This is a genomic window from Corynebacterium ulceribovis DSM 45146 (genome assembly GCF_000372445.1).
Classification (GTDB): domain Bacteria; phylum Actinomycetota; class Actinomycetes; order Mycobacteriales; family Mycobacteriaceae; genus Corynebacterium; species Corynebacterium ulceribovis.
On record NZ_AQUY01000001.1, the window covers coordinates 76,486 to 100,213 of the forward strand.

Annotated in this window: 20 protein-coding genes; 14 read left to right on the forward strand and 6 right to left on the reverse strand. The window is 58.1% G+C overall.

The window, feature by feature from the left end; translation table 11 throughout:
• Positions 1–342 precede the first annotated feature (342 nt).
• A complete protein-coding gene (locus tag A3EC_RS13225; protein WP_281163670.1) occupies positions 343–477 on the forward strand; it encodes a hypothetical protein in 135 nt (44 codons plus the stop codon).
• A gap of 147 nt (positions 478–624) precedes the next feature.
• The gene (lpdA, locus tag A3EC_RS0100400; RefSeq protein WP_018023175.1) at positions 625–2,040 is read left to right on the forward strand and encodes a dihydrolipoyl dehydrogenase; all 1,416 of its coding nucleotides are present in this window, start codon (positions 625–627) and stop codon (positions 2,038–2,040) included.
• Positions 2,041–2,091: 51 nt separating this feature from the next.
• On the opposite strand, the gene ramB is transcribed toward lpdA, so the two are convergent.
• On the reverse strand, positions 2,092–3,519 hold the full coding sequence (gene ramB, locus A3EC_RS0100405) for an acetate metabolism transcriptional regulator RamB (RefSeq protein ID WP_018023176.1): 1,428 nt from the start codon (positions 3,517–3,519) through the stop codon (positions 2,092–2,094).
• Between the two features lie 158 nt (positions 3,520–3,677).
• A complete protein-coding gene (gene aceA / locus A3EC_RS0100410; protein WP_018023177.1) occupies positions 3,678–4,970 on the reverse strand; it encodes an isocitrate lyase in 1,293 nt (430 codons plus the stop codon).
• Between the two features lie 561 nt (positions 4,971–5,531).
• On the opposite strand from aceA, the gene A3EC_RS0100415 reads away from it, so the two are divergent.
• From A3EC_RS0100415 to A3EC_RS0100450, 8 genes are all read left to right on the forward strand, one after another.
• Complete coding sequence (locus tag A3EC_RS0100415; protein ID WP_018023178.1) at positions 5,532–7,739, forward strand: malate synthase G; 2,208 nt, start codon at positions 5,532–5,534, stop codon at positions 7,737–7,739.
• Between the two features lie 168 nt (positions 7,740–7,907).
• A complete protein-coding gene (locus A3EC_RS0100420; RefSeq protein WP_018023179.1) occupies positions 7,908–8,621 on the forward strand; it encodes an HAD family hydrolase in 714 nt (237 codons plus the stop codon).
• A complete protein-coding gene (locus tag A3EC_RS0100425; protein ID WP_018023180.1) occupies positions 8,622–11,093 on the forward strand; it encodes a glycoside hydrolase family 65 protein in 2,472 nt (823 codons plus the stop codon).
• Positions 11,094–11,304: 211 nt separating this feature from the next.
• Positions 11,305–12,048, forward strand: a complete 744-nt coding sequence (locus A3EC_RS0100430; RefSeq protein ID WP_018023181.1) for a succinate dehydrogenase cytochrome b subunit — start codon at positions 11,305–11,307, stop codon at positions 12,046–12,048.
• Between the two features lie 20 nt (positions 12,049–12,068).
• Positions 12,069–14,081 (forward strand): fumarate reductase/succinate dehydrogenase flavoprotein subunit, encoded by a 2,013-nt coding sequence (locus A3EC_RS0100435; protein WP_018023182.1) that lies wholly within the window; start codon positions 12,069–12,071, stop codon positions 14,079–14,081.
• On the forward strand, positions 14,081–14,830 hold the full coding sequence (locus A3EC_RS0100440; protein ID WP_018023183.1) for a succinate dehydrogenase/fumarate reductase iron-sulfur subunit: 750 nt from the start codon (positions 14,081–14,083) through the stop codon (positions 14,828–14,830). Before A3EC_RS0100435 ends, A3EC_RS0100440 begins: the two co-directional genes overlap by 1 nt.
• Before the next feature lie 9 nt (positions 14,831–14,839).
• A complete protein-coding gene (locus A3EC_RS0100445) occupies positions 14,840–15,166 on the forward strand; it encodes a hypothetical protein (RefSeq protein WP_018023184.1) in 327 nt (108 codons plus the stop codon).
• A gap of 434 nt (positions 15,167–15,600) precedes the next feature.
• Entirely contained in the window at positions 15,601–17,172 is a 1,572-nt protein-coding gene (locus tag A3EC_RS0100450; RefSeq protein WP_245532911.1) for an HNH endonuclease signature motif containing protein, read from the forward strand.
• A gap of 118 nt (positions 17,173–17,290) precedes the next feature.
• Here the strand turns inward: A3EC_RS0100450 and A3EC_RS0100455 are convergent, their stop codons facing one another.
• Positions 17,291–17,497, reverse strand: a complete 207-nt coding sequence (locus tag A3EC_RS0100455; RefSeq protein ID WP_018023186.1) for a hypothetical protein — start codon at positions 17,495–17,497, stop codon at positions 17,291–17,293.
• Between the two features lie 111 nt (positions 17,498–17,608).
• Here A3EC_RS0100455 and A3EC_RS0100460 point away from each other — a divergent pair, with 111 nt between their 5' ends.
• From A3EC_RS0100460 to A3EC_RS0100470, 3 genes are read left to right on the forward strand one after another with little or no spacing between them, the layout of a single operon-like run.
• Positions 17,609–18,925 (forward strand): DUF445 domain-containing protein, encoded by a 1,317-nt coding sequence (locus A3EC_RS0100460; protein WP_018023187.1) that lies wholly within the window; start codon positions 17,609–17,611, stop codon positions 18,923–18,925.
• 32 nt (positions 18,926–18,957) lie between these two features.
• Positions 18,958–19,839 carry a hypothetical protein gene (locus A3EC_RS0100465; protein ID WP_018023188.1) on the forward strand — a complete coding sequence of 294 codons (882 nt, stop codon included), beginning with the start codon at positions 18,958–18,960 and terminating at the stop codon, positions 19,837–19,839.
• A complete protein-coding gene (locus tag A3EC_RS0100470; protein ID WP_018023189.1) occupies positions 19,836–20,144 on the forward strand; it encodes a DUF2516 family protein in 309 nt (102 codons plus the stop codon). Before A3EC_RS0100465 ends, A3EC_RS0100470 begins: the two co-directional genes overlap by 4 nt.
• Before the next feature lie 3 nt (positions 20,145–20,147).
• On the opposite strand, the gene purU is transcribed toward A3EC_RS0100470, so the two are convergent.
• Positions 20,148–21,053 (reverse strand): formyltetrahydrofolate deformylase, encoded by a 906-nt coding sequence (gene purU, locus A3EC_RS0100475; RefSeq protein WP_018023190.1) that lies wholly within the window; start codon positions 21,051–21,053, stop codon positions 20,148–20,150.
• Between the two features lie 45 nt (positions 21,054–21,098).
• On the opposite strand from purU, the gene A3EC_RS12235 reads away from it, so the two are divergent.
• Positions 21,099–21,839, forward strand: a complete 741-nt coding sequence (locus A3EC_RS12235) for a hypothetical protein (RefSeq protein ID WP_018023191.1) — start codon at positions 21,099–21,101, stop codon at positions 21,837–21,839.
• On the opposite strand, the gene A3EC_RS0100485 is transcribed toward A3EC_RS12235, so the two are convergent.
• Both A3EC_RS0100485 and A3EC_RS0100490 read right to left on the reverse strand, forming a co-directional pair.
• A complete protein-coding gene (locus tag A3EC_RS0100485) occupies positions 21,820–22,863 on the reverse strand; it encodes a hypothetical protein (RefSeq protein WP_156812786.1) in 1,044 nt (347 codons plus the stop codon). The genes A3EC_RS12235 and A3EC_RS0100485 overlap by 20 nt on opposite strands.
• Positions 22,864–22,890: 27 nt before the next feature.
• Positions 22,891–23,706 (reverse strand): class I SAM-dependent methyltransferase, encoded by an 816-nt coding sequence (locus tag A3EC_RS0100490; protein WP_018023193.1) that lies wholly within the window; start codon positions 23,704–23,706, stop codon positions 22,891–22,893.
• Positions 23,707–23,728: the final 22 nt, after the last annotated feature.

Sequence of the window (23,728 nt, forward strand, 5' to 3'; positions counted from 1 at the left end):
CTTTCTTATGCGGGTGGACAACGGGGCGGCGGGAACTGATTGCCGGGTTGCGAATCTGTAATGCTTATCGAATGTGGTCCGATAAACGTTGCAGATTGCTAACGATTCAGTAACCGAGATTTATGTTGGCTGGTTAAGTGGAGCCTGAGGTCTTGCCGCAGTGCTCACGAAGTCATACCAATTCTTTAGCTACCATAGGTGCTTAGCTACTCATTCGTCCAGCGGAATCACCCTAAAATCGAAACCATAGTGGCAGGACTGACATAATTTCGGTGGTGAGGTACTCTCAGTGAGTGGTATTTGGCCGGTGAGTTCAAGTTGGCCGCCCCTAATCTTTCAACCTTGGAGAAACTTATGAACCCAGTTATCGCTATCGAAGAGTTCCTTGTCATGCTGAACAACACCGTGTTCGGTCCACTGTCTCACGGTGGGTCTTCCGGTATCTCTCAGCTGAAGTCCCTGCTGCGCGTCTTCTAATTTGGGTGCGCCTCCGCGCACTAGGCTGCGACCAGTTCGCTCTGGATAGCGGTGCCCCTCGCTTGGGGCGCCGTTCTTTTAGTTCCTAGATACTAAACAGGGGATTGAGGGAGACAATCGACTAGCTGCACACGTAAGCTAGAGTGCGTGGCTAATCATTATGATCTCGTTGTCCTTGGTGCCGGCCCAGGTGGGTACGTCGCCGCTATCCGCGCTGCGCAGCTCGGCCTGAAGGTCGCTGTCGTCGAAAAGCAATACTGGGGCGGTGTATGCCTGAATGTCGGCTGTATCCCGTCGAAGTCGCTGCTGAAGAACGCCGAGCTGGCGCACACCATCAACCACGAAGCCAAGCTGTTTGGCATCGAAGGTGATGTGTCGATGAACTTCGGCGCCGCTCATGACCGTTCCCGCAAGGTCTCCTCGAAGATCGTCGGTGGCGTGCACTACCTGATGAAGAAGAACAAGATTCAGGAAATCAACGGTCTGGGCGTATTCAAGGACGCAAAGACCATGGAGATTACCGAGGGTAAGGATGCTGGGCAGACCATCACCTTCGATAACTGCATTATTGCGACCGGCTCCGTGGTTCGCTCCCTGCCGAATGTCACCATTGGTGGCAACGTAGTCAGCTTCGAAGAGCAAATCCTTGACTCCGATTTGCCGGACTCCATGGTTATCGTCGGCGCTGGCGCTATTGGCATGGAATTTGCTTACGTTTTGGCAAACTACGGCGTCGATATCACCATCGTCGAGTACATGGACCGCGTCCTTCCTAACGAAGATGAGGACATTTCCAAGGAGATCGCCAAGGTTTACAAGAAGCTGGGCGTGAAGCTGCTGACCGCCCACGCGACGACCGCTGTGCGCGACAACGGCGACTCCGTCGAAGTGGACATTGAGTCCAAGGACGGCAAGAAGTCCGACACTCTGACCGTCGACCGTGTTCTGGTGTCTGTTGGCTTTGCGCCACGCACTGAGGGCTACGGCCTGGAGAACACCGGCGTTGAACTCACCGAACGCGGTGCTATCGCCATCGACGACTTCATGCGCACCAACGTTGATGGCATCTACGCCATCGGTGACGTCACTGCGAAGCTGCAGCTGGCCCACGTGGCAGAAGCCCAGGGCATTGTCGCTGCGGAAACCATCGCAGGCGCTGAAACTGAAGCACTCGGCGACTACATGGACATGCCACGCGCTACGTTCTGTAACCCACAAGTTGCCTCCTTCGGTTACACCGAAGCGCAGGCCCGCAAGCGCGCTGAAGAATCTGGCCGTGAAATTAAGGTGGCAACCTTCCCATTCTCCGCGAATGGTAAGGCGCAAGGCCTCGGCGAAGCCAACGGATTTGTGAAGGTGGTTGCGGACGCTGAATACGGCGAAATCATCGGTGCACACATGGTCGGCCCGAACGTCTCGGAGCTGCTACCTGAGCTGGTTCTGGCGAAGAAGTGGGACCTGACCGCCGGTGAAATCGGACGTACCGTCCACATTCACCCAACCCTGTCGGAGACCATTAAGGAAGCCGTTCACGGCATCGAAGGCCACATGATTAACCTGTAGCCCTCCCCGCTCCACAACCAGGCACCCGCGCTAAGGCAGGTGCCTGGTTTTTTAGTACGGCGACACCGTGGAGCGGTGCGGCTCAATATCAATGGCGCCTTGGATTGGTGGGAACGCCCGCTGTGGGCAGTTATCGCGGGTGCAGACACGACAGCCCGGGCCAATCGGTGTTGCTGCATTCATATCCGTCAGGTCCAGGCCTTCGGAATAGACCGTGCGGTCGGCGTGCCGGGCTTCACAACCCAAGCCGATGGCGAAGGTCTTCCGGGGGCTGGAGAAACCGGCGTTGTGGTGTTCCACCGTCCGCGAAATCCACAGGTAACCGCGTCCGTCCGGCATCTGTGCCAACTGCCGCATGACCCGTCCGGGGACCGCGAAAGTTTCATAGACATTCCACAACGGGCATGTGCCGCCAGAATTGGTGAAGTGGAAACCCGTCGCGGACTGGCGTTTCGACATGTTGCCGGCTCGGTCGACACGAACGAAGGTGAACGGAATCCCTCGTAGCTGAGGCCGCTGCATCGTGGACAGCCGGTGGCAGATCGTTTCATAGCCCACGCCGTACATGTGGGACAGCTGCTCAATGTCGTAACGCTGCGTTTCTGCGTTGGTGTGAAACGCCTCATAAGGCAGCATCAGTGCCGCACCGAAATAGGAAGCAACATTCCGCAGGGCGAGCTTCTTCGAGTCCTCCGAGGTGAAGTGGCCCTGACTCACTTGGTGCTCGAGTTCTTGACCAACCTCGAGGTAGCCCAGCTCGGTGGCCATTCGGAATGCACGCTGCCCTGGGTGCAACTGTGCTGCAATGTGCAGCACGCGGCTCCGTGGGTCGAAATAGTGCTGGGTGTCGCCGAGAGTGGTCGCGTACTCGATGCGGATGCCGTGCTCAGTGGACAGCCTGTTCGCGAGGATATCCTCGGCCTCGATCATCCGGTCAGCTTCAAGTCCCAGTTCGTCCGCGAGTTTTTCTCCAGCGGTGTCGAGCGGGTCAATGTAGTTCTGTCGTTCGTAGAAAAAGTCCCGGACTTCCTCATGGGGCATCGACAACGCTTGGGCGCCGGTTACTTTGCCGGGCTTTCCTTCAAGGTTCCGCTCTTCAGTCGCCAGTGACAGTTTGTCGGTCACAAGCCGGTATCGGCGGTGCACGTCGACCATGGCGCGGGCAAGCGATGGATAGTTGCGCACCATGTCGGAGATCTCTTCAACATCGACGCTGGCGGGACAGATCTCTTTGTCCATGACAACGTCCTGCACCTCGGCAAGCAAGCGGGAGTCGTCGTCATGCGAGAAGAAGGTGGCATCGACGCCGAAGGTTTCCGTGATGCGGAGGAGGACTGGGACAGTCAGTGGGCGTACGTCGTGTTCAATCTGATTGACGTAACTGGCAGATAGGCCCAGGGTCGCCGCGAGGGCCGCTTGACTGAGGTCACGTTCGCGGCGCAGTTGGCGCAACCGAGAGCCAACGAAAGTCTTGGACATAACGCGATTTTAGGCAAAGTTCACCTAGATAGCTGGGAATTTCAGAAAATTGGTGAAATTTGCGAAGAATTTACTACGCAAAAGGCCGCCGCCTCCCGAACGGGAGACAGCGGCCTTTAAAACCTAGGTTTACCTAGTGGCAGTTCAAGGAGTGAACCTTAGAACTGGCCTTCCTCGGTGGAGCCCTTCAGAGCGGTGGTGGAGGAGTTAGGGTCAACGGTGGTTGCAATGGTGTCGAAGTAGCCGGCACCGACCTCGCGCTGGTGCTTAACAGCGGTGAAGCCGCGCTCTTCAGCAGCCTTGAACTCACGGTTCTGCAGGTCGACGAATGCGGTCATGCCCTCGCGAGCGTAGCCGTAAGCCAGGTCGAACATGCCGTAGTTCAGAGCGTGGAAGCCAGCCAGGGTGATGAACTGGAACTTGAAGCCCATTGCGCCCAGTTCCTTCTGGAACTTAGCGATTTCGTCAGCTTCCAGGTGAGCGGACCAGTTGAAGGATGGGGAGCAGTTGTAGGACAACAGCTGGTCTGGGAACTCAGAGCGAACGCCTTCAGCGAACTTCTTAGCCAGAGCCAGGTCAGGGGTACCGGTCTCCATCCAGATCAGGTCAGCGTATGGAGCGTAGGACTTTGCACGGTCGATGCAAGGCTCCAGGCCTGGCTGAACGTGGTAGTAGCCCTCAGCGGTGCGCTCACCGGTGATGAACTTCTTGTCGCGGTCGTCAACGTCGGAGGTGATCAGGGTTGCTGCCTCGGCGTCGGTACGTGCAATAACGACGGTTGGGGTGTTAGCAACGTCAGCTGCCAGACGTGCAGAGTTCAGGGTACGGATGTGCTGCTGGGTAGGAATCAGAACCTTGCCGCCCAGGTGGCCACACTTCTTTTCGGAAGCGAGCTGGTCTTCCCAGTGGGTACCAGCAGCGCCAGCCTGAATCATGGCCTTCTGCAGTTCGTAAACGTTCAGTGCGCCACCGAAGCCAGCTTCACCGTCGGCCACGATTGGGACCAGCCAGTTGTCGACGGAGGTGTCGCCCTCGACACGGGAGATTTCGTCAGCGCGCAGCAGTGCGTTGTTGATGCGGCGAACAACAGCTGGCACCGAGTTTGCTGGGTACAGGGACTGGTCTGGGTAGGTGTGGCCGGAGAGGTTAGCGTCACCAGCGACCTGCCAACCGGACAGGTAAACAGCCTTCAGGCCAGCGCGGACCTGCTGGACAGCCATGTTACCGGTCAGGGCACCCAGTGCGTTGATGTAGCTTTCGTCCTTGACGTTGACGCCTTCCCACAGGATTTCAGCGCCGCGACGAGCAAGGGTGTGCTCTTCGATGACGTTACCCTGCAGCTCAGCAACCTGCTCTGCGGTGTAGTCGCGCTTGACCTGTGCCCAGCGTGGGTTCTCGTCCCAGTCCTTCTGGATTTCTGCGGCGGTACGTGCCTGTCCAACGTTCGACATGCTTGTCACTCCTAAAGTGCGTGAACTTAATATGTGTCCGGTAACTACCTTACTGAGGCGTGAGGTAGGCGGTAAACCACGGCTAAACGTGATGCAGATCCCTATACCCAATTACTTGAGCGTTGCGTAACTGGCATCCGTTCCGTAAATCACATTGTGCTGTACCGAAAAGGGCACGTCAAGCGTCAGGCAGTTGTGAATTTCCGCGGGATCACCCCCGTTAGTTTGTAAAGGTTGCAAATAAATTCTTGCCAAGTCGGCTACCCCCATTTCAAAAAGGTGCCACTGTACTGCGGGATTACAACAATAGAACTAAAAAACTGATTCCTGCAGGTCAGAATGTAGTTTTTGTATTCACGTTGAAAGAATTGGGGGAGGGGGGAGGAAAAAGTGCGCTGTGTCCAAAAACATGGAAGGGCGTTGGCTGGATCACATAAGCTAGGTGCCAGCGGCGGCGCTTGTTGGCATTAGCGACCCTTGGTCCTGCTTTTCTCTGAATGTGAGACTGCGCCAACCTACGCACCGCGTTTATTGCTAAAAGAAGTAACGAATAGGAGCACCATGACCGAGCGCATTTCAGCCGGCGGCATGCAGGTCGCCAAGGTTCTGTACGACTTCGTCAACGACACCGCACTTCCAGCAGCGGGCATCGAAGACAAGGAAGCATTCTGGCAGGGCTTCGGCGACCTCGTCGAAAAGCACACCCCACGTAACAAGGAACTGCTGGCTAAGCGTGACGAACTCCAGGCAAAGCTCGATGACTGGTACCGCGCCAACCCAGGTGTGCCTGAGCAGGACGAGTACATCGCCTTCCTGAAGGAAATCGGCTACCTGGTGGAAAACCCAGGTGACTTCCAGGTTTCCACCGCCAACGTGGACACCGAAATTACTTCCACCGCTGGTCCACAGCTGGTTGTCCCAGTGCTGAACGCACGCTTTGCCATTAACGCTGCAAACGCACGTTGGGGCTCCCTCTACGATGCTCTGTACGGCACCAACGCCATCCCTGAAGACGGCGGCGCTGAAAAGAACGTCAAGGGCTACAACAAGGTGCGCGGCGACCGGGTTATTGCCTGGGGTCGTAACTTCCTGGACAAGGCACTGCCACTGCTGGAAGGCAGCCACGCAGACGTCACCAAGTACGCCATCGTTGACGGCGCGCTGAAGGCAACCATCGGCGACACTGAAACCGGCTTGCGCGAACCAAAGGCTCTGGTGGGCTACACCGGCGACATTGCCACCCCAGACTCCCTCTACTTCAAGAACAACGGTCTGCACATCCAGCTGCTGATCGACCCAGAATCCCCAGTTGGTTCTACCGACAAGGCCGGCGTCAAGGACATCATCCTGGAAGCTGCCGTCACCAACATCATGGACCTGGAAGACTCCGTTGCGGCAGTCGACGCAGCCGACAAGACCCTGGGCTACACCAACTGGCTCGGCCTGAACGTCGGTGACCTGCACATCGAGTTCCAGCGCGGCGACAAGACTCTGACCCGCTCCATCAACGATGACCGCACCTACACTGACCTGGATGGCAACGAAGTCACCCTGCACGGCCGTTCCCTGAACTTGGTCCGTAACGTCGGTCACCTGATGCAGAACCCAGCCATCCTGGACCGCAACGGTGAAGAAATCTTCGAAGGCATCATGGATGCCGTCATCACCCCGATCTGTGCAATCCCAGGTCTGGACCAGAACAACCCACGCAAGAACTCCCGCACCGGCTCCATCTACATTGTGAAGCCAAAGCAGCACGGTCCTGAAGAAGTTGCTTTCACCAACACCCTGTTCGGTGACGTCGAAGACCTGCTGGGCCTGGACCGCAACACCATGAAGGTCGGCCTCATGGACGAAGAGCGCCGCACCTCCGTGAACCTGGACGCCTGCATCAAGGAAGTCTCCGAGCGCGTCGTGTTCATTAACACCGGCTTCATGGACCGCACCGGCGATGAAATCCACACCTCCATCCAGGCGGGCCCAATGTTCCGCAAGGCAGTCCAGAAGACCGCCCCATGGATGCTGGCATACGAAGACAACAACGTCGACGCTGGTCTGGCACACGGCCTGCAGGGCAAGGCTCAGATCGGTAAGGGCATGTGGGCCATGACCGAGCAGATGGCTGAACTGCTGGAGCAGAAGATCGGCCAGCCTAAGCAGGGCGCTTCCACCGCATGGGTTCCGTCCCCAACCGGTGGCGTGCTGCACGCGACCCACTACCACGAGGTAGACGTCTTCGGCGTTCAGGACAAGCTGATGGTCGATGGCCGTCGCGACACCTTCACCGACCTGCTGACCATCCCAGTGGCTGCCACGAAGGTGGGCGAACCAGGCGCTGACTGGTCTGAGGAAGAGCGTCAGAACGAACTGGACAACAACTGCCAGTCCATCTTGGGCTACGTTGTCCGCTGGGTGGAACAGGGCGTCGGTTGCTCCAAGGTTCCAGACATCAACGATGTTGACCTGATGGAAGACCGCGCAACCCTGCGTATTTCTTCCCAGACCCTGGCTAACTGGCTGGTCCACGGTGTCATCACCGAGGAACAGGTCATGGACTCCCTCAAGCGCATGGCTGAGGTTGTCGACCGCCAGAACGAGGGCGACGCTGCTTACCTGCCAATGGCCGCAGACTTCGACAAGTCGATCGGTTTCCAGGCAGCTAAGGACCTCATCTTCAAGGGCACTGAGCAGCCTTCTGGTTACACCGAACCACTGCTGCACGCAGCTCGTTTGGAGTTCAAGAAGCGCGAAGGCATCGACCAGAACTAAGGTCCCGCTTCCGTCAATAAGCACCCGTTACTAGCGAACCTCACACCTTCGCTGGCGGCGGGTGCTTTGCCGTTCCCAACCTTCCTTCATCCTTTCCCACAGCCAGAACCGGACTACTTCATTACTGTGGTTAGTACCTCCTAGGGCAAGGACGAAAGGATTCGACCTGTGAACGTCAATAACTATCGAGCCGTGCTATTCGACCTGGACGGCGTACTCACCCCGACTGCTGAAATGCATCAGCGGGCGTGGGCAGAGATGTTCAGTGCTTACCTGGCTAAAAAGGATGTGACGCCCTACCGGCCGCAGGACTACTTCACGTACCTGGATGGTCGCCGCCGTGATGAAGGAATTGCTGCGTTGCTGAAGTCCCGCAACCTCAGCTTGCCGCACGGCGATGCCGATGACACGGCCAATGATGAAACCATTGTTGGCCTGGGTGTTCGGAAGAACGATATGTTCCTCGACCTGCTTTTCGACGGAATCGACCCGTACCCAGGTTCCATCGCCTTCTTGGATTCCCTGACCCCTGCGTCGGAGGGCGGCCCGCAACTAGCTGTGGTGTCTTCGTCAAAGAACGCAGGGCCAGTATTGGAAGCCGCCGGCATTGCTGACCGGTTCCCATTGCTTGTTGACGGTTTGGTGGCCCAAGAACTCGGGTTGCCGGGCAAACCGGCGCCGGATACTTTCTGCTACGCCGCTGACCAGCTGGAACTGAAGCCAGAAGAATGTGTCGTGGTGGAAGATGCTATTTCCGGTGTGCAAGCAGCGGCAGCTGGAAAATTTGCGGCCGTGATTGGCGTGAACCGTGGCGCAGGTCGCGAAGAAATGCTCGCTGCAGGTGCAACCATCGTGGTCAACGATTTGCAGGAGTTGGTGTAGATGGCAGTTTCGCGAAAACTTCGGCACCGGCCGCACCCAGCCACCCGTGCTGACGTCCACCACAACCTGATTTCACCGCGCGGCCTGATGGACCGTCAGAACAACCCGATTGACGAATGGCGGCTGGTGGAAACCGAGCCACAAAAGATGCCACTCGGGCTGTCGGAGACGCTATTTGCGCTGTCCAACGGCTATATCGGTGTGCGGGCAAACCCCGTGGAAGGCCGCGACTCGTATGAGCACGGCACGTATATCAACGGCTTCCACGAATCCTGGCCGATTCGACATGCTGAAGACGCCTTCGGTTTGGCGCGCTGGGGACAGACCATTGTTAATGCGCCGGATGCGAAAACTATTCGGTTGTACATCGATGACGAGCCACTGCGGCTCGGTTCGGCGGAAATCGAAGACTATGAGCGGTCGCTCGACTTCCGGGATGGTGTGCTGCGCCGACGGATGCACTGGATTACGCCGGGCGGGAAGAATATCCGCATTAATACTGAGCGGATGGTGTCCTTTGAACAAAAGCACCTGATGCTGGCCTGCTTGGAACTGGAACTGCTGGACGCTGAAGCCGGTGTGATTCTGTCTTCGGATATTTTGAACCGCCAAGACGGTGAAGATGAATTCCAGGACTTCAAATCAGCAGCGGTTAGTGCCGTCGATGCGGAAATGGACCCGCGGCGTGCCGAAAAGATTGAAGAGCGCGTGCTCATTCCGCGGTTGCAGGAGAATCCGCGCGAAGGCAGCGCAACGCTGGGGTACCAAACCGCGCATTCGGGCATGACGCTGGCGTGCGCAATGTCTAATCAGCTGACGGTCATCGTGCCGGATGGTGAAGAAGCGCCAAAGGTGCGGGTGCATGAAATAGTGTCCGGGGATAAGGCCTCGGTGAAATACCGACTGCAGGCACCAAAGGGCACCAAAATCCGGTTGGAGAAGTACGTTTCCTACCACTCGTCTCGGGATGTACGCCCAGAAGAGCTGATGTTCCGCTGCGACCAAACGATTGAACGCGCGGAAGGGATGGGCTTTGCGGAACTGTACGAAGAGCAAGGCGAATTCCTGGAGCGCTTCTGGCAGCGCAGTGACGTCGAGATTGTGAACCAGCCAGAGCTGCAGCAGGCAGTGCGCTGGAATCTGTGGCAACTGTTGCAGGCGTCGGCACGCGCCGAGAAGAGCGGTATCCCAGCGAAGGGAATGACGGGGTCAGGATATAGCGGCCACTATTTCTGGGACACTGAAATATATGTCATGCCGTTTTTGAGCTACACGAACCCGAACTATGCGCGCAATGCGCTTCGGTTCCGCTATGACATGTTGCCAGCAGCGCGGGAGCGTGCGGAAGAACTCAGCCATAATGGTGCTCTTTTCCCATGGCGCACCATTTCTGGCTGGGAGTCCTCTGCCTACTACGCAGCAGGTACTGCCCAGTACCACATTGATGCAGCAGTGGTATACGCGCTGATGAAGTACGTGTACGCCAGCGGTGATATTGACTTCCTGCTGGATGAAGGCGCCGACATTTTGGTGGACACCGCCCGATTCTGGATGTCGCTTGGCTTCTTTAATCGTGACCGCAGTGTGTTTTCTATCCACTCGGTTACTGGGCCGGATGAGTACACCACGGTGGTGAACAACAACCTGTACACCAACCTGATGGCGCAGTACAACCTGTATATTGCTGCTGAGATGATCCGCCAGATGGGTGAGGATCGGCCAGCTGACTTGCAGGCATTGGTGGAAAAGTACGGCATTGAAGATGGGGAAGTCGCCGGTTGGCGGGAAGCCGCCGAAAAGATGAACATCCCATTTTCGGAGAAGCACGGCATTCACCCGCAAGATGACGAATTCTTGGACCGAGAGCACTGGAAGTACGATGACCCAGAAGTCGGACCAAAGCGGCCATTGTTGCTGTACTACCACCCGCTGACCATTTATCGTCACCAAGTACTAAAGCAGGCGGACGTGGTACTGGCCCTATTTTTGCGGGGCGACCAGTTCAGCGCGGAGGAAAAGCGTGCCGACTACGACTACTACGACCCACTGACGACGGGTGATTCTTCGCTGTCGGCCGTGGTGCAGTCGATTGTGGCGGCAGAGTTGGGATATGAACAAAAGGCGATGGACTTCTTCCTTCGCGGTCTGTTCGTGGACTTGGCGAACCTGCACAAGAATGCTGCCGACGGCGTGCACGTGGCATCGGCCGGTGGGGTGTGGCAGTCGCTGGTATACGGCTTCGGTGGATTCCGAGACTACAACGGCAACTTCACCATCAACCCATGCCTGCCGGAGGAATGGGACAGCCTGGTGTACCGCGTCACCATCCACGGCAACCGCATCCGCGTGACGGTGCGCCGGACCGCCGTGGAACTGGTGGTGGAGGAGGGCGACCACAGAGTGGGACCAATTTTGGTGGGAGACCGCGAAGTGATCGTCGATAAGGACCCAATTACCATCGTTTTAAAGTGACCATTTTCATGGCGACCTGACGCAGGCGGATAGGCCACACAGCCCCAAACTGTGTGGCCTATCCGCCTTCGCTGTGTTTCTCAGATACCGCTTACCCCCCACCTGGGTATATAAGAATCCCAGTTCAGCAGATTGTGTGACTACCCCCGCGCGGTCTAAGTAGTTTCGACACCCCAATCGGTCGTAAGGTAATGGAGACACTGGAGGTGCCATGACTGTTAAAACAAACCGTGATGCAATCGCTCACGGCAAGATTACTGAAGCGCCGCTGCGTGAGCGGCCAAAGTTTCCTTCGTGGGCGCTGAAGCTCGCGATGGCCGTAACCGGCCTGATTTTTGCGCTTTTCGTCATTGTCCACATGGTGGGCAACTTGAAGGTGTACATGGGTGCAGAGCACTTCAATGCGTACGCCGAATTCCTGCGGACCGTGGGTGAACCACTGCTGCCACGCGAAGGCATGCTGTGGATTTTCCGTATCACCCTGCTGGCTTCCCTGATTATCCACGTTTATGGCGCACTGGCGCTGACCGGCCGTTCGAGCCAGTCCCGTGGTAAGTTCCGCCGCACCAACCTGGTTAGTGGCTGGAACACCTTTACCACTCGGTCGATGCTGATCACCGGCGTTATCCTGCTGCTGTTCATTATCTTCCACCTGCTGGACCTGACCATTGGTGTTGAACCGGCTGCATCTGCTGTGTTTGAGCACGGCGAAGCATACGCAAACCTGATTTCTTCCTTCGATCGCCTGTGGGTTGCAATCGTCTACATCCTGGCGAACCTGGCGCTGCTGCTGCACCTGTCGCACGGCATCTGGCTGGCAACCTCTGACTTCGGCATCACCGGCAAGCGCTGGCGCCAGGTCATGCTGTTCCTGGCCGGCCTGGTCCCAGTCCTGGTTGTTGCAGGCAACATCTCGATCCCACTTGCCGTCCAATTCGGTTGGCTCAGCCTTTAAGGTCGAAAGGGAATACTTAAATGACTACTGAGAACTCCACCATGGAGCACCCAGCTTTCGTCCATCCAGCAAGTGTTGTTGCTGACGTGAAGCCAGGCACCGTTCTGAACGCTGACCTGCCAAACGTCCCTTCCGCTGAAGCATGGACCTACCAGCGCGACCACTACAACTTGGTCTCCCCGCTGAACCGTAAGAAATTCCGCATTCTCGTCGTCGGTACCGGCCTGTCCGGTGCTGGTGCAGCCGCCGCCCTCGGCGAGCTCGGCTACGACGTGAAGGCCTTCACCTACCACGATGCTCCACGCCGTGCGCACTCCATTGCTGCGCAGGGTGGTGTGAACTCCGCTCGCGGTAAGAAGGTGGACAACGACGGCACTCTGCGTCTGGTTAAGGACACCGTTAAGGGTGGCGACTTCCGTTCCCGTGAACAGGACTGCTACCGCTTGGCGATTGAGTCGGTCCGCGTTATCGACCACATGAACGCTATTGGTGCGCCATTCGCTCGCGAATACGGCGGCACCCTGGCTACCCGTTCCTTCGGTGGTGTGCAGGTCTCCCGTACCTACTACACCCGTGGCCAAACAGGCCAGCAGCTGCAGCTGTCGGCAGCGTCCGCACTGCAGCGCCAGGTTGGTCTGGGCTCGGTGGAAATGTTCACCCGTAACGAGCTGGTCGACCTCATCGTCGCTGACGGCCGTTGCCAGGGTGCGGTTTTCCGCAACCTGATCACCGGTGAGCTGACCGCCCACACCGCGCACGCTGTCATTCTGGCGACCGGTGGTTACGGCAACGTGTACCACATGTCCACCTTGGCGGTGAACTCGAACGCGTCGGCCATTATGCGTGCGTACGAGCGTGGTGCTTACCTGGCATCGCCTTCCTTCGTTCAGTTCCACCCAACTGGTCTGCCGGTGAACTCGACCTGGCAGTCGAAGACGATTCTGATGTCGGAGTCGCTGCGTAACGACGGTCGTATTTGGTCTCCTAAGAAGGAAAAGGACGACCGCGACCCGAACACCATCCCTGAGGACGAGCGCGACTACTTCCTGGAACGCCGTTACCCAGCATTCGGTAACTTGGTGCCACGTGACATTGCGTCCCGTGCGAACTCCCAGCAGATTAACGCTGGCTTGGGCGTTGGTCCGATGCACAACTCGGTGTACCTGGACTTCCGCGACGCCATCAACGAACTGGGCAAGGACACCGTCCAGGAGCGTTACTCGAACCTCTTCCAGATGTACGAAGAGGCCATTGGTGAGGACCCATACACCACGCCAATGCGTATCGCCCCTACTTGCCACTTCACCATGGGTGGCCTGTGGTCGGACTTCAACGAGATGACCTCCATCCCAGGTCTGTTCGTCGCCGGCGAAGCTTCTTGGACCTACCACGGCGCAAACCGTCTGGGTGCAAACTCGCTGCTGTCCGCATCGGTTGACGGTTGGTTCACCCTGCCGTTCTCTGTGCCGAACTACCTTGGCCCACTGCTGGGCACTGAGCGCCTGCCAGAAGATGCGCCAGAGGCTCTTGAAGCTATCGACCGCATCCGCACCCGCCTGCAGCACCTGATGAGCATCAACGGTGAGCACGGCGCTGAGTACTTCCACCGCCAGCTCGGTGAAGTGCTGTACAAGTACTGCGGCGTTGCTCGTGACGCTGAAGGCCTGGCAAAGGGTATTGAAGAAATCCGCGCTATTCGCGAGGACTTCTGGAAGAACGTCCGCGTCACCGGTGGCTTGGACGAACTGAACACCCAGCTTGAGTACACCAACCGCGTTGCGGACTACCTGGACCTCGGCGAGCTCATGTGCGTGGACGCACTGGACCGCGACGAGTCCTGTGGTGCGCACTACCGCGACGAACACCTTTCCGAAGACGGCGAAGCAAAACGTAATGACGAAGAATGGTGCTTCGTCTCCGCATGGGAGCCAGCTGACAAGTCCCAGGCTTGGGAACGTAAGCCAGGCTTCATTCGCCACGCTGAACCGCTCTTCTTCGAAGCAGTGCCTCTGCAGACAAGGAACTACAAGTAATGAAACTGCATTTGGAAATCTGGCGTCAGTCTGGCCCAGAAACTGAAGGTCACTTCGAATCTGTCGACATCGACGACGCTGTGCCACAGATGTCCATCCTGGAACTGCTGGACTACATCAACGCCAACCGCGTTGAAGAAGGCCTGGAGCCGTTCTACTTCGAGTCGGACTGCCGCGAAGGTATTTGTGGTACCTGTGGCATCTTGGTTAACGGCCGTCCACACGGTCCGGACAAGAACAAGCCTGCTTGCCAGCAGCGTTTGGTGTCCTTCAAGGATGGCGACCGGCTCAAGCTGGAGCCGTTCCGCTCTGCTGCGTACCCAGTTGTGCGCGACATGATTGTGGACCGTTCTGCTCTGGACCGGGTCATGCAGAAGGGTGGCTACGTTTCGGTTATGGCCGGTACCGCCCCAGACGCTGACACCCTGCACGTGAACCACGAGACCGCTGAGAAGGCTCTGGACTTCGCAGCGTGCATCGGTTGTGGCGCGTGTGTGGCTGCTTGCCCTAACGGCGCAGCGCACCTGTTCACCGGCGCGAAGCTGACTCACCTCTCCTTGCTGCCTATGGGCAAGGAAGAGCGTGGCCGTCGTGCCCGCAACATGGTTGACGAGATGGAGACCAACTTCGGTCACTGCTCGCTGTATGGTGAATGTGCAGACGTTTGCCCAGCTGGTATTCCATTGACTGCTGTTGCGGCAATCACCAAGGAACGTGCCCGCGCTGCTTTCCGCGGCAAGGACGACTAAGGAAACACCATGTCTACTGAAGTTAAGCAACACCCGAAGCCTGAATACATCGAGGGTTACATCCCACAGAGCCTCGATGCTCCTCACTCTTCGCTGCAGACCGCGAGCCTGTGGGTAGGTATGTTCCTGGTGCTGGTTGGCATTGCTGCTTCCGGCATTGGCATCTTCGGTTTCGCATCGGGCCGACTCGGCTCCCAGGAAAACGGGATGTCCTACCTCATTGTTGGCGCTGCACTGGCAGTGACCCTGTGGGTTATCGGTTACGTTCTGGTCGTTTTCGGCCGCCGTGGCGTGAAGAAGTACCGCAAGGAAAACCCAATGGCTGAAATGCACTAGGGCTACTGTGCGCTAGTTGTTTGTCCGCCGAGTCATCGGCACACCTCCAGGGAACCTGGTTGCTTTCGAGCAGCCAGGTTTCTTTGTTTTTAAGGACATAGGGCTTTGTGACGTTATGGGGCATTCCTGATGCGCTCCGCGAGGCCCTCAACCTCTACCTCACGGTGCTTCACTCTTTCGACACCTTATAGCCTCCAATAGTTGGGGAACATGTGTTCTATTTGTGACATGAATAGTCTGATGCGCCTGCTAATATCGAACATGTAAGCGATAGTGGGGATTGTGGCTAGAGGAGGTGAAGCATGTCGAAGGTCTATCTGAACGGAACTCGGTTGAAGGGGAGCAGTATCAGCTTTCCGAGTTGCCCCGACGCCGTTGACCAGTCTTCATGCTATGCCCACCTCGCCGCACTGAAGCATTATCTTGAAGCGTTCGTGGATGCCATTGCCAATGGCGATGGCGAAGAAGGAATGAACTTTTGGGACTTAATGGAAGTCGCACAAGAGTTTGAAGATGTCATGCGATTGCGCAACATTGTGGACCTTCACTTGGTGCACACACTACTTACGCCAGCTGGAGTTGCCGATTCTGGTACTCGCAGTACGGCGAAGTTTTTAGTGGACCGGTTAGGAATCAGCTACCGCGATGCGAAAGAACGGGTGAAGGCCGCCGAGCTTGATGGAGACATCGAACCGGACAATACGCATGCCTCCCTGAGCCCTGACGGTCAAGCGAATGCGCCAGAGCAGGAATCATTGACGGCTGAAGAGCAAGCTGCCGAGCAGGAGTTTTCAGCGCAGCTACAGCGTCAGCGTGCAGAAAACGCAGTCGCCGCTAGGGCAGCTACTGCCCGTGGGGAGTTGGATATATATGCCCGCGCGGTTATCCGTGATCAGTTGCGTAACTTGATGCCGAACGGTCCGATGACCGGTGAGGACATTAAGGAAAAGGTCTACGCCGACATCGGCGACCTGACGCACTCAGAAGTGAAGGCGAGGGTCAGGGAGCTGGTCGACGAGTCCAACGACGCTATTCGAACTCCCGAAGATATCTTTGCTGACCAAAGACGCCGCAACCTTTTTATTAGTGCGCCAGACCAAGATGGATGCAGCACTATCCGAGGAACCCTAGATGCTGCATCCTCCGTAATGCTTGCCAAGCTGATGGGTGCCTACGCAAAAAGCGGTTATGGCACTCCGGTGGAAGCAGCCGACGACAAGCGCACTTTTGGGCAGCTAAGCGCAGACGCGCTCACCAAGATTCTGAAGGACGCACTAGCCGCGTTCAATGGGAATAACGGTAACCGTGGTGGTTTGGCAAGCATTGTTGCGGTCGCTGACGCTGCTGACTTCACACCGACCGCAGACGGGTCTAATCCATGGTGGAGCAGGAAGTTCAACACCAACGTCGGCATTCCACTTAATGGTCCGCAGCTACTGCGGCTAGGCGTCAGTCAAAATATGCTTCTTAGCCTGATTGACACTACCGAGGGTGTTGCGCCTATTGATTTGCAGCTCTTCAGTGCGCAGCGCCTAGCTGACTTCCACCAGCGGGTTGCGTTGCAGATTCTGGATGGCGGCTGCCAACACCCCGGGTGTGACCAGCCGATGGATAAGTGCGATATCCACCATATTCTCCCGTTCCTCATGGACGGGCGTACCGATATTGAGAACCTAGTGCCGCTATGCCGAGTGCATCACAGTCAACACGATGACACGAGGCGTGCGAAATATCGTCGGCACATGTCGCCGCGAACGGCGGATACAAACTTCGGGTCGGGCAGCATCTACGTCGACGGAGACGGCCGCGCCCACCCGCCGGAATTCAATACAGGGCCGACCGTGCGGCAAGCGCCAGGATATGTGCCACCGCCTGGGGCGATGAAAGCACCCAAGCCGGGAGAAAAGACTAAAGGGTTTTCGTTCCGGAGAACTCAACCTAAAACGCCGGGCAAAAGCTCTGGAAAACGCCCAGAAGAAGGTCCAGGGAAGGGTACGGCGGGCTGATAGCTCGCGATATGCGTGGACAATGCAGGTAGCCAAACGGGTTACCTGCTACTGGTGATCCACAAGAAGGTGCAAGACAATTCGGTTAACGAAAAGCTCGGCAAACACAAAAGCTTTGCTAATGCAGGGACTCTTTAGCGCCGAAGAGTAAGTAGAAGACTGGACCAACAAAGAGCAACGTCAAAATAACGACGAACTCTCCGAGTGCTGCCCACGGGCTGCTGTGCTTGCGCAGCGTCAGAACGATAAGTGCGCTGATGAACGAAAGTGCAATAAGTACGAAGACTGCCGCGGTGATGGAGTCATATGGAGCAATTGCCTGCACGCCTCGTCCTCTTTCTGAACTGAATTATCAAAAATGCTCCAAGCATACCGATCACCTACAGCAGATATGCTGACAATCCCTTTGGCTGACGTTTAGCGCAATAATGGAAGAATGACCGTCAATTCTGCACCAACTTCGAGCACGTTCCGTGGCCCGTCGACCGAAACTGAGCTCCGCAAGCGGAAAGAGCTCCGCCGCGCAAAGTTCTTCGCTACCGGGCTATTGGTGCTGGCTACCCTGATCTATTTGGGTTGCCGTTTCTTGCAGGTCCGTGCGACTGGCCAAGGAGAACATCCTGCTGCCTGGATTGGTTATGTCCGCGCTGCGGCGGAGGCTGGCATGGTCGGTGCTTTGGCGGACTGGTTCGCGGTGACTGCGCTGTTCCGGCACCCGTTGGGCATTCCGATTCCGCACACCGCGATTTTGCCGAAGAATAAGGACCGCGTTGGTACTGGGTTGGCGGAGTTCGTCGGCGAGAACTTCCTGAACCCAGAACTGATCGTGGAGAAGATTCGCGCTGCCAAAGTTGCGGAGAAGGGTGGTGCGTGGCTGACTACTCCGGGTAATGCTGAGCGAGTCTCCCACGAGGCTGGTCGGTTCACGGCAAATGCCCTTGCTGCCGTCAATAAGCAGGACGCGGAAGTGGTGATTAAGGCCGCGATTATTGACCGCGCTGCGGAACCGGAATGGGGCCCGCCGGCTGGTCGAATCCTGCAGCAGCTGATTGCGGAGGGCCGCACGGAGCCGATTATCCAAGAATTGTCGGAGTGGTTGTACCGCAAGTCGCAGGGGGCTGGTGGGCTGCTGGACCGGGTGATGGGGGAACGGGCACCGTCGTGGGCGCCGAAGTTTGCGAAGGAGTTTGTTGCTGAGCGTGCGCACCGGGAGCTCGTTGATTGGGCGTGGCATGTAAAGACGGACCCAAATCACGAGGCTCGACAGGCACTGCGGGCGTGGCTGGATAGGCTCGCGGAGGATCTGCAGTCGGACCCGAAGACCATTGAGCGGGTCGAGTCGCTGAAGGCTGATTTCTTGGGGTCGAAGGCGGCTCAGGACGCGCCGGGCATGATTTGGGATTCGGCGAGTGCCAGTTTGATTGAGCAGGCCCAGCAGCCGGATTCGATGCTGCGCACCAAGCTGACGGAAGCGGTGCGTAATTTCGGGCACCGCGTGCAGTCGGACGCGGAGCTCCGTGCGCGGATTGATGACCGTGTGGAAGGGGCGGTCAGGTTCCTGGCAAGTAACTATGGTGGGGAGGTGACGACCTTGATCACTGACACCGTTGAACGTTGGGACGCGCAGGAAGCTTCCAGCAAAATTGAGTTGATGGTTGGCCGCGACCTGCAGTTCATCCGCGTGAACGGCACAGTGGTGGGGGCGCTTGCGGGTCTATTGATTTACACCTTGTCTGAACTGCTTTTTGTTTAATTCCCGTGTTTCATTTCCGCAGAGGAGAAGCCATGTCAAACAACTACGGACGCAACGAATTCGGACCATTCGACCTTTTCGGCACGCCGCTGGCTGCCTGGCTCGGCACCGGCGCCCGCATTGTGGACATCATCAATGAGAACGGTTTGAATCCAGAAAACCGCGCCAAGCCTACCGGCCGGAACGATGGGCTTGTTGACGATTACACCGTCGTCACGGACGACGGTGACGACACCCCGAACGCTGACGCAGCTGCGCACGACGGGACTTTCTCTGACATGACGGTGCCCGAGGAGCGTGATGAGGTGGAAGCTGGTCGCGCTGCGCTGGCAGACACTTTGGGCGAGGCGAAAGAGTCTTTCAAGAAGGCCATGAGCCAGCTGGAGGAGCAGCTGCGCCTTGAGGGCGGCAATGCCGTGAATCGGATGGACCCTGGTGAGGGGCTGGATCGTTTCGTCAAAAAGCTTCAAAACAGTGAACTTCGCGGCCTTGCCGATTCCTTCCGGACGTCGGCGGAAGCACTCTATAAGGAACTGGCGGGGCGACGGTTCGTCGGCGATGTGCCGACCGAGGACGATGACGATTGGGCGGAGGACTTTGATCCGCGGGACTTCCTTGACGCGGATTACGGTGACTATGCGGATACCGATTATGCAGAAGAGTCGGACTTTGAGTGGACTGCGTACCCGCCAACCGAGGCGATGGTTGACCATATGAAGCGGAGCTGGGCGGAAGTTGGCGTCGAAGCGGCACGCCTAGCGAAGCAGGTGCTGTTTGTCGCCTCGGATGAGCTGATGAACCGACGCAACAACAACGACAACTACACTGCGAATCAGGAGAATAAGGGCGGCGACGTTGACGCCGACACTGGTGCTGCGGACACTGCCCCTGAGAAAGAAGAGGACACTGAGTGAGCATCATTCAATTCGCGATGACAGGTCCGGTCTACCTGGAATTCGTGCTGACGCTGATGGTGGCGCTATTGGGCCTCATCGGCGCGGTGATGGCCGCTGCGACGCGGCCAGACGCTTATGATGTGGCCGACCGGATGAGCAAGTGGGCGTGGACGGGCGTGCTTGCCGGGTTCGGCATCGGCATTCCGCTGCTCGGCCAAATCAGCCTGATGATTCCAATTATCGGTGCGGTATTTATCGGCCTGTGGTGGACCGACGTGCGGCCGCAGATCCGTGACATTCTGGACGGCACCGGCGGCCTGTAGCCGCTAGTTGAACACCACGGTGCGGTTACCGTAGACCTGCACGCGGTCTTCGAGGTGCCAGCGCACACCGCGGGCAAGCACCTGCTTCTCGGCGTCGCGGCCTAGACGGGCCATGTCCTGCGGGGTGTCCTTGTGGGAGACCCGGATGACGTCCTGCTCAATGATTGGGCCGTCGTCGAGGTCTTGGGTGGCGTAGTGGCAGGTTGCACCGATGAGCTTCACACCACGCTTGTACGCCTGGTGGTATGGGCGGGCGCCCATGAACGATGGCAGGAAGCTGTGGTGGATGTTGATGGCACGGCCGGACCACATTTCGCACAGGTCAGGCGGCAGAATTTGCATGAAGCGCGCCAGGATAATGACATCCGGGTTTTCGGCATTGACCAGTTCGGCGACCGCATCGAAGGCGCGGCGCTTGCCCACGGCATCCTTTGGGAATGGGATGTGGTGGAATGGTACGCCGTGCGCGCGGGCGAGGGGTTCCAAGTCTGGGTGGTTGCCGATGATGCAGGCAACGTCCATTGGGTAGTCGTTTTGGGCGATGCGGCCGAGGAGGTCCTGCAGGCAGTGGCTTTCGCGGGTGACGAGGATGACGCCGCGTTTGAGGACGTTGGTGTCACTGATTTTCCAGGTGACATTGGGGCCGAGTTCTTCGGCGAGCTGGCCGAAGCCTTCGCGTAGCTCGGCTAGGGAGATGCCGAGTTCGTCGGCGCGGATGGATTGGCGGGTGAAGAACCAGCCGGATTCCGCGTCGGAGAAGTAGTGCGCTTCCGTGATCCAGCCGCCGATTTCCGCGAGGAAGTTGGACAGTTTGGCAACGATGCCGGTGGAGTCTGGGCAGCCGAGCGTCAGGACGTACTGGTGTTCCTGCGGTGCAGCTAGCGGTTGTGCGAGTGGGGAAACGGTCATGGCGATTTATCCTAGTCAAGACGGTGCGCAACGTACCATTTAGGCATGACTTTGCTTTTTGACGTTCGCGAGCTGACCCCGACCGCTACCGCAGATCAGATTGGCGATGCCATCGCGTTGGCGGCGGCGGTGGATGCGCGGGCAGTGTGCGTGTTGCCGACGATGCTGACAGTGGCGAATAGTTTGCACACGCAGCTGCATGCCGAAACTGGTGCGGCAGTTCCCATTTCGACGGTCGCGGGGTGGCCAACTGGGGCGCACCACACCTTGGTTAAAGCGTCGGAGGCTCGGCTGAGCGTGGACAGTGGGGCCCAGGAAGTAACGGTGGTGTTGAACCCGGCGGCGGTGGCAGCGGGTGATGCGACGGCGTTGCTTTCGGAGGCAGTGACGTTGCGGCAAGCTGTGCCAAGCCCGTTGTTGCTGACGTTAGGGGTTGATGTGGCGAGTTTGCCAAGTGACGGCGACGCGGCAGCTCGGCAGGTGGCGGCTGCGGTGCAATCTGTGGTGCCTGCTGGCGCGGATGGGATCACGTTGCTGCGCAGCGATGGTGCAGATGTTGCGGTGGCTTTGTGTGCGGCGGTCAAGGCGGTGTTGCCGCCGAGTATTGGCCTTCGGGTGGACAGCGCAGGCGGTGCAAGCAGCACTGTTGGCGAGACAGGTGGCACTATCGGCCAGGCAGGCAGCACTGCCGGTGTGGCAGCAAAAAACCCGCAGGCCGCGGAGAATTACGCGGCTGCGGGCGTGGGGGTGTTGGCGCTTCCAGACCCTAGCTCTGTATCTGGCTGAGCGTGAGGTCGGTGCCGTGCAGGCTCACGGCAAGCTGACCGCTTTCGACCTGCACATCTGTGAACTTCAGCCCGTTGTTCAGTTGGGCGGCATTCTTGGAGAACTCGTCACCGAGGGCTTTGGCAACTTCTTCGCCGAGAGAAATGCCGACGACGTTAACGTTTTCGACGTCCATCAGCAGTTGCCCGTCTTTCACTGTCGGTTTGAAGGTGATGGTGGCGAGTCCGCCAGTGAGTTCGACATCGACGGTGCCTTGGCCTTGGTCGCTGGTCACATCGGTCACTTCGATGAGTTTGCCGGCTGCCCCTAGGTCGGATTCGGCGGCGCTGGCCACCATCATGTCCTGCAGGTTCTGGTCACTCATCAGCAGGTTGAGGTCTAGTTCGCCGAAGGTTGGGTCATCAAGGTTTTTAATGCCGAGGTCTTTAATCTTGATGTCCATTTTCGGCGTGCCCGTCATTTTTGGTGTGCCTTGGGCGTCGTTCTCTAGCTTCAGCGTGGATGGGGTTTTCACGTTGACGGTGCCTAGTTCACGTTGGGTGAATCCGAGGAGGACGGAGCTGCGGCCGAAGGTCACTTCCGCATCGTCGCGGTTGATGTCTACGCCTTCTGTTTTCGCGGTTTCAACCATGGCCTGTTTCACAGTGGAGTTCAGTACCCATCGGGTGCCGAATTCGGCGGCGCCAAGAATGACCACGACGGCCACCAGGATGCTGATTAGGCAGCCTGGCAGCATGCTGCGGGATTTCTTCGGTGGCTGCGGCCGGGAATCGTACTGGTCAGGCGGCCGGTTGTGGTTGCTGCGGTTGGGTTGTGCAGGGCCGACCCCGTGGGGCTGCTGCGATTGCGGCGGCTGCTGTGGCCCTGGTTGCCCATAGTTTCCCTGTGAGGGGCCGAACCCAGCATGTCCGAACCCTTGCTTGGGCATAGCTTCGGTCGGATTTGGAGTTTCTGGCGGTGGCGTTGTGCCTAGCCAGTCCGGAGCACCATAAGGACGCTTCGATGGGTCGTTGTTAAAAGTCACATTGCTAGTTAAGAACAAAAACGCGGATCATGCCACCGGCACCACTGCTGACCATGCGATTGTCAGGAAGTTGTCGCGGAATCGGCGGTGTTGGCGTTCGATTGGCCATCCATTTGCGCGTAGCTGCTCGACTGCTTGGCGCCATCGCACGCGTGGCCCGTGTGGTGCCCAGCCGGCACTGTGGTCCCATGCCATATCGGCGGCTTGCAATAACTCGTGGATGGGTTGTCCGGGGACGTTGCAGTGGATGAGGACTTTTGGCAGGCGTTCAGCTAGGTCGGAGGGGCGGTTTACGTCGAAGGGGTCCCAGGCCAGGGTGAGGGTTTGGGGCCCTTGTTCGTCAATAAGTAGCCAGGTGCTGCGGCGGCCGAGTTCGTCGCAGGTGCCTTCGATAATGAGGCCGCCGGGTGCGAGGTGGGTTTGCATTTCGGTCCAGGCTGCTTCGACGTCGGCGACGTCGTATTGGCGTAGTACGTTGAAGGCGCGGACTAGGTGCGGTTGGAGGCCGGCGAGTTCGAAGCCGCCGAGGGCGAAGTTGACGCCGTTGCGGGGCGGCAGGACGCGTTCGGGGGCGATTTCTAGGCCGGTGACGGCGATGTCGGGGCGGATGGTGCGGAGCCACTCGGCCCATTCGCAGGTGGTGGTGTGGCTGGCGCCGTAGCCAACGTCGACGGCGTGGGGGCGGTCGGCGTTGCGTAGTAGTGCTTGGATGCGCGGGTGGGCAGCCACCCAGCGGTCGCAGCGCCGTAGTCGGTTGATGTTGGTGGTGCCGCGCGTGATCACGCCGACGGGACCAAAAGACCGGTGGCCGGTCATTCGCAGGTTATGTGCGTGATCGGCCACCGGTCAGTGCTTCTTTATTTCT